This is a genomic window from Clostridium sartagoforme AAU1, assembly GCF_000401215.1.
Lineage (GTDB): Bacteria > Bacillota > Clostridia > Clostridiales > Clostridiaceae > Clostridium > Clostridium sartagoforme.
On sequence record NZ_ASRV01000141.1, the window covers coordinates 1 to 6,665 of the forward strand.

The 6,665-nt window shown below is 26.4% G+C and carries 6 protein-coding genes; 2 read left to right on the forward strand and 4 right to left on the reverse strand.

The window, feature by feature from the left end; genetic code table 11:
* Positions 1-123: 123 nt before the first annotated feature.
* On the reverse strand, positions 124-948 hold the full coding sequence (locus A500_RS11215; protein ID WP_016207703.1) for an alpha/beta hydrolase: 825 nt from the start codon (positions 946-948) through the stop codon (positions 124-126).
* A 177-nt stretch (positions 949-1,125) separates the two neighbouring features.
* Here A500_RS11215 and zupT point away from each other — a divergent pair, with 177 nt between their 5' ends.
* Positions 1,126-1,896 carry a zinc transporter ZupT gene (zupT, locus tag A500_RS11220; protein WP_016207704.1) on the forward strand — a complete coding sequence of 257 codons (771 nt, stop codon included), beginning with the start codon at positions 1,126-1,128 and terminating at the stop codon, positions 1,894-1,896.
* Between the two features lie 70 nt (positions 1,897-1,966).
* Here zupT and A500_RS11225 read toward each other — a convergent pair whose 3' ends face one another.
* Positions 1,967-2,581, reverse strand: a complete 615-nt coding sequence (locus tag A500_RS11225; protein ID WP_016207705.1) for a DUF4397 domain-containing protein — start codon at positions 2,579-2,581, stop codon at positions 1,967-1,969.
* Between the two features lie 11 nt (positions 2,582-2,592).
* Positions 2,593-4,152 carry a hypothetical protein gene (locus A500_RS19520; RefSeq protein WP_016207706.1) on the reverse strand — a complete coding sequence of 520 codons (1,560 nt, stop codon included), beginning with the start codon at positions 4,150-4,152 and terminating at the stop codon, positions 2,593-2,595.
* A gap of 144 nt (positions 4,153-4,296) precedes the next feature.
* Between A500_RS19520 and A500_RS11235 the strand changes: the two genes are divergently transcribed.
* The gene (locus A500_RS11235) at positions 4,297-5,595 is read left to right on the forward strand and encodes an aminotransferase class V-fold PLP-dependent enzyme (protein ID WP_016207707.1); all 1,299 of its coding nucleotides are present in this window, start codon (positions 4,297-4,299) and stop codon (positions 5,593-5,595) included.
* A gap of 104 nt (positions 5,596-5,699) precedes the next feature.
* Here A500_RS11235 and trmB read toward each other — a convergent pair whose 3' ends face one another.
* Positions 5,700-6,356: a tRNA (guanosine(46)-N7)-methyltransferase TrmB gene (gene trmB, locus A500_RS11240; protein ID WP_016207708.1), complete on the reverse strand. Its 657-nt coding sequence runs from the start codon at positions 6,354-6,356 to the stop codon at positions 5,700-5,702.
* Between the last annotated feature and the right edge of the window lie 309 nt (positions 6,357-6,665).

Below are 6,665 nucleotides of genomic sequence, written 5' to 3' on the forward strand. Positions count from 1 at the left end.
TATATATAGACATCAAAATATTACTATCTTTTATGTAATATTCAATTACGTGTCCAAATACTACGAAAAATATCAATATAACCTTCAAATTGTCCAACAAATAATTTCTTGTTTTAATATTTCTCATATATCTTCAATAAAATCTAAAATTATTTTAGATTCATTTTCTCCTTTACCTATTACTAATGTTATAATATCTGAATGATATTTATCCTCTAAAATCTTTAATTTAGCATTTCCACCTAAATCCCTTATCTTATTTACAAAACTAATAGAATTTTCAATATCTATTAATGGGTCCTTTTTCCCATGCAAACACAAAACTGGTATATTAATATCATTATTTTCTAATAATTTTATAGGATTTATTTCTATTAATGATAATTCCTTTCCTAAATAATTTTCTATTAACAGAACCGAGTGTTTTGACTTACATTTTTCAAAATCAAGAACTCCTGCTAATGTGATCAACCCACAAAAAATGTTTTTCTTAATATTAAATTCTTTTTGTTTCTTAAAATTAAATACTATATTAGTTGCAAGTTCTCCCCCTGCTGAAAATCCCATAACTATGATTTTCTTATTTCCTATTTTACATTGATTAGATAAATAATGACTTATTGCTGTAAATACATCATTTATCTGCTCTGGATATTTATATAAAGGTGCAAGTCTATAAGCTGGAAGTACAACGGTGTACCCTTTATCGCAGAAAAACTTTCCTATATAACTTGAGGTTTTGGGGCTTCCATGCCACCATCCTCCTCCATGAATAAAGAATATTATAGGTTTATTTATATCTCCATTATAAACTCTATAATATTGTTTTATATTTTCTCCATATTTATAAGTTTTAAAATCAACTTTTTTACTTTGTATATTTTCATTTAAAATTTTGTATGTTATTGGTAGCATCTTAAACTTTTCTTTTATTCTGTTACTTATCATATTTTTTCTCCTGGAAATTTTATATAACTTGCATAGGATCCATTAATATCTAATATATTTATTAATATATCTGCTTAGATTAATACTCTACATTATAAATTACTTAAATACTAATTTTAATTAAGTGTAGGGTATTTATTGCAGCTTATATACTAATTTACTATACGAGGTAATTCTATGTTAGACAATAATTCTTTTATTCCTCTATTATTATCTTTAATAGCTGGGATGTCCACAATAATTGGAGCTTTTATTGTATTTTTTTCTAAAGCTCAAAATAATAAACTTATAACTTTCGCCTTAGGATTTTCTGCCGGGGTAATGATTACCGTTTCATTCACAGACTTATTTATTTCTGCTGAAGACACTTTAATGAAATTCACTGGTAAGTTTAATGGAGTTATATTATCAATATTCTTTTTATTAATTGGAGCATTTATGGCCCTATTAATAGATCAGTTAATTCCTGATAAGCCTAATATTATTCATTCATCTGGGAAATTATATAGGGTTGGATTTGTATCAATGATTGCCCTAATGATACATAACTTTCCTGAAGGTATTGCTACATTCGTATCAGGCTATGAAAATACTACTTTAGGTATATCAATAGCTTTAGCAATAGCACTTCATAATATTCCTGAAGGCATTTCAATAGCTATGCCTATATATTATTCTACTAAAAGTAGATATAAGGCCTTTAAATATACTTTCTTTTCTGGTCTTGCCGAACCAATAGGTGCTTTACTAGCATTTCTGTTTTTAAGACCATATATAAATGAATTAATCTTATCAGTAATTTTCGCAGTAGTGTCAGGTATAATGCTTTATATTTCATTTGCTGATCTTATACCTGCTTCTAGACAATATGGGTATAATAAAATTCATGTATTTTCAATTTTTTTAGGAATATGTATAATTCCATTAAGCCACATTTACGTGCATTAAAGGTACTGTCAACCAATGAAAATTTAATTATCAACTCTTAAATGGGCTGTCTATGCGACAGCCCATTTATCTATCTTCCATCTTCAACCATAAGATATCCCATATTAGGCTCCTTGTTTACTAAACCTATAATATATATGGTATAAAATTTTCCATTTCTAAGAGTTTTTTGACTTATATATCTTGACAACCCTATTATGGCTGAAAAGCTAAATTTAAAATCATATATTGCTGGTGATAACGGATAATATCCAGTTTTTTCTAAATACTCTACATTTCCGAAAAGTATCGTATTATTTGGCAATGATAATGTTAATAAAGGTGCATTAGGTGATAAATGTATAAATCTTAAAAAACAACTTGTTAATTCCCCCTCAACACTTGCATCATTTAATACAAATATATCAATATTATTATTTAAAGATACTATACTAATGGTGCTTGTAGTATTAGGTAAAATTTCTATAGTTTTACTAAACAAAGGTCTAGCATAAGTCCCTGCAGAATATATTTGAACTTCATAACTATCTGATGATATATTTTCATAGCAGGTTATATCTGAAAATACTAAATTTTCTCCCATTAGATTTCCTGTTAAATAAATATCTACAGCTTGTTCTGATGGTATAGCATGTAAAATCCTTATTTTGCTTTGTAAGTTTGGTAAATTTTCACTAAATAACAAATCTATTCACCTCACTCTTTATTAGAAAACTTTAAAGTTAAGCTAATTATTTTCCTTATTATTAAGGAAGCTATTGGATACGGAATTTTATATATTTTTAATGTAGACATTATAGAACCATAATCTTCCTCTATCTTTTTGAAAATATTATCTATATCGCTATTATTAGATTCTCTATAAATACTTTCATAATCATTTCCTAAGTCTAAGTCTCTTAAAATTTTCATATGAGGGGGTTCGAAGCTATATTTATCGCTATTTATTGATTCATTTATTTTTTCATAATCTCTTATATAATCATCTATATTTTTATTAATATTATAATTTATATCCATAGGATCTAATTTAAAATTATTTTGGAATCCACTATTCATATTAACTGAATTCGGTATATCATAAGTTGGTGGTATATTAGCAGGTTTCAAATTAGTATTGTTTGGATATCCAAAAGTAGGAACCATATTTGTAAAATTCATATTTGTATTAATCGGCATTCCAAATGCTCCTTCCATAGTCATAGGAGCCATGCTAATAGGGTTCGGAAATCCATAGGTTGGTACCATATTTGTAAAATTCATATTTGTATTATTAGTCATTCCAAACCCACCATCCATGGTCATAGGAGCCATACTAGTAGGATTCGGGAATCCATAGGTTGGTACCATATTTGTAAAATTCATATTTGTATTATTAGTCATTCCATTAGTCATACCTATATTTGTAGAATTCATATTTGCATTAGGAGAATTCATATACATAGGAATAAAGTTGTCATTATTTAAATAGTCAGAATCTATATAAGAAAACTCATTAGTATTTATATTATCATTAATATTCTGCCAACTACCGTTAATACTATTTGTATTATTATTTGTAATGTCATTTGGCATTCCAAACATTCCAGTATTCATATTTCCGTTTGTATTTCCATACATTCCAGTATTCATATTTCCGTTTGTTGTTCCAAACATTTCATTTCCCATATTATTGCTTTCCCATACATTATTCATGTTATTAATATCACCTGTATTAGACGTTGAATTTAAATTCATATTAGTTCCTATATTATTTAAATTATCATTTGAACATTTGGCCTCTTTATTATATGAATATAGCTCTTCCGAAATAGTTTCTGATGGATACTCCAACTCAAAATTGTTATTTCCATTGCTATTATTATTTTGATTATTTTTTGTTCCATATTTACTATTATTCATACCATTATTAGATAAAATACTACTAGATATATATCCACTCCCATTAGCAGTGCCTTGATTATAGCTATTAGTAATTGTATTAGTATCATAAGTATTAAGTGTATTTTCACCTGTATAACTAATGCTTGGTATATAATCTATTGATTCTAGAAAACTTTCATCTAATTTTTCACCATTTTTAGGTGAAGAGAATCCTAATATAAAATTATTAGTCATACTACTTATATTAGGAGAGTTCATATTTACTATTGGAAACCAACTAGAATCTTTTTCTGCAAATGGCTCTTTTATATTTAAAGGTATAAACTTTAAATCGTCATCATCTTCTTTTCTATTTGAATTATTATAATACATATATTTCCTCCAAAAAATCTTTCATTATAAGTATATGTTTTATATTTATATATGTTTCCTAATATTACATTAGAACCTACTACTTTTTACTTTAATAATCACCATCAATATATTAACTGAATAGGATATATGGGAGGTAGTGCTATGTTTAATTTAATGGATAATTCTTTACGAAATCTATTTATAGGACTTGATAAGAAAGTTCCTATATTAAATAAAAATTATATAATACCAATTAATTTTGATAATGCTGCTACAACACCTGTATTCAAAAGTGTTGTAGATAAAATTACTGAAGCATGTGAGTTTTATGGTTCCATAGGTCGAGGCCTTGGACAAAAATCAGAGTATTCTACAAAACAATATTTAGAATGTAGAAATTATATACTTGATTTTTTTAACGCTCCAAAAGATAAGTACACTGTTATATTTGTAAATAATACTACTGAGGGAATTAATAGGTTATCAAATATATTAATAGAAAATAAAAATGATATAATTATAACTACGCGAATGGAACATCATTCCAATGACCTCCCTTGGAGAGGAAAATGTAATTTAAAATATATAGAAGTAGACAATAATGGTAGATTAAATCTAGATGAGTTACAATACTTACTAGAAAAATATAATGGATTAGTTAAATATGTTACAATTACTGCTGCTTCAAACGTAACAGGATATATAAATGATTTGTCCTATATATCAAAACTTGTTCATAGTTATAATGCTAAGCTAATAGTAGATGGTGCTCAAATAGTAGCTCATAAAAAAATCAATATAAAGGGTTGCTCTACCGATGATTCTATAGACTTTTTAGTGTTTTCTGCTCATAAAATGTATGCTCCATTTGGAAGTGGTGCAATAGTTGGTTTAACGGAAACCTTTGAAAGATTAAATTCTGATTTTAAGGGAGGAGGAACTGTAGAAACTGTTTTAGATGATTCTGAAATATTATTACCACCTCCTGAAAAAAATGAAGCAGGTAGTCCTAATTTTTTTGGAGCAATTGCATTAGTAGAAGCAATGAAGGAAATTGATAGAATTGGCTTTGATACTATTGAAAAAAATGAAAAGTTATTGTTAAAAAGAGCATTGAACGGATTAAACTCTATACAAGGAGTTATAAATTATGCTGATATTGAAAATATAGACGACAGGCTAGGAATAGTAGTGTTTAACATTGAGGGAATGTATAATGCTGAAGTAGCTAAACTTTTGGCTGATCTTAGGGCAATAGCTGTAAGACAGGGAGCTTTTTGTGCGCATCCTTATGTAAAGAGATTGCTTAATTTAACTAATTCAGACTCTGTTAGGCATTTAGTTGATTCAACATGCAAAATGCCAGGAATGGTTAGAGCAAGTTTTGGATTATATAACTCGCTTAGAGAAGTGGATTTCTTTTTAAATACTGTGGATTTAATATGTAGATTAAGATCTTAAAATTTATCTTATATTTTAAGAGTTAAGCTAAAATAGAATATCTTAATAATCTAAATTACAAAGTCTCAATTGAGACTTTTTTGCTTAACTCTTCATAATTTGATTTATTTTCTTCTTGCTATTAAAAATTTTATTTTTATTCCTTGTTCACTAAACATATTTTCATGTTCTGTTCTAACATTTCCTTCAAAGTCACTATTATGTAAATCATATGTAATATATTCAATCTCAAAATTTGTTTCTTTAAAATACTCTACCGATTCTTCAAATAATTCATCATCATCTGTTTTAAAATATATTGTCCCATTTTCTGATAAAAAGTTCTTATAATTTTCTAACTGTTTAGTATAGGTAAGCCTTCTTTTTTTATGTCTTTCTTTTGGCCATGGATTACAAAAATTTATGTATATTCTTTCTATAATATCTTCTTCGCTAAAAACATCATTAATTAATGCTATTTCTTGTGCCATTAGCTTTAAATTATCTATGTTTGTATATTTATCATTATATGCCTTTTCTATATTTCTCTTTGCTAGCACTAATACCTCATCTTTAATATCAATGGCTATATAATTTATATCCTTATTTTCTGATCCATGAACAGCTATAAATGTTCCTTTACCACATCCAAGTTCCAAATATATAGGATTATCATTATTAAACAACTTTCTCCAATTTCCTTTATTATCACTTGGATTTGTTATAAAAAAATTGCAATCTTCTAATTCAGGTCTAGCCCATGGCTTTTTTCTTAATCTCATTTTATTCACTCCATATTATATATATACCTCAATTAATAACTAAATTATTATAATCTATAAGATTAAAATTTATTAAGCTTATTTAAATAAAGTATTAAAATTAAAGCACATATATTATTTAATTTTTTATATAAATTACTAAAATACTATTCATACTTAAAAGCTATAAATTTCAAAAATAGCTTATTTAAACATATAATATTTGTTACAACTTATATAATTCATAATTATTATACATTAATAATTAATAGTTCACAATTCATTGCTTACAGTTTTTTCAGTTGATACTAAAACTATTAGCAGATAGCA

Coding starts and splice junctions, on each gene's coding strand:
- A500_RS11215 (WP_016207703.1), bottom strand. CDS start 948: ATGATAAGTAACAGAATAAAAGAAAAGTTTAAGATGCTACCAATAACA.
- zupT (WP_016207704.1), top strand. CDS start 1,126: ATGTTAGACAATAATTCTTTTATTCCTCTATTATTATCTTTAATAGCT.
- A500_RS19520 (WP_016207706.1), bottom strand. CDS start 4,152: ATGTATTATAATAATTCAAATAGAAAAGAAGATGATGACGATTTAAAG.
- A500_RS11235 (WP_016207707.1), top strand. CDS start 4,297: ATGTTTAATTTAATGGATAATTCTTTACGAAATCTATTTATAGGACTT.
- trmB (WP_016207708.1), bottom strand. CDS start 6,356: ATGAGATTAAGAAAAAAGCCATGGGCTAGACCTGAATTAGAAGATTGC.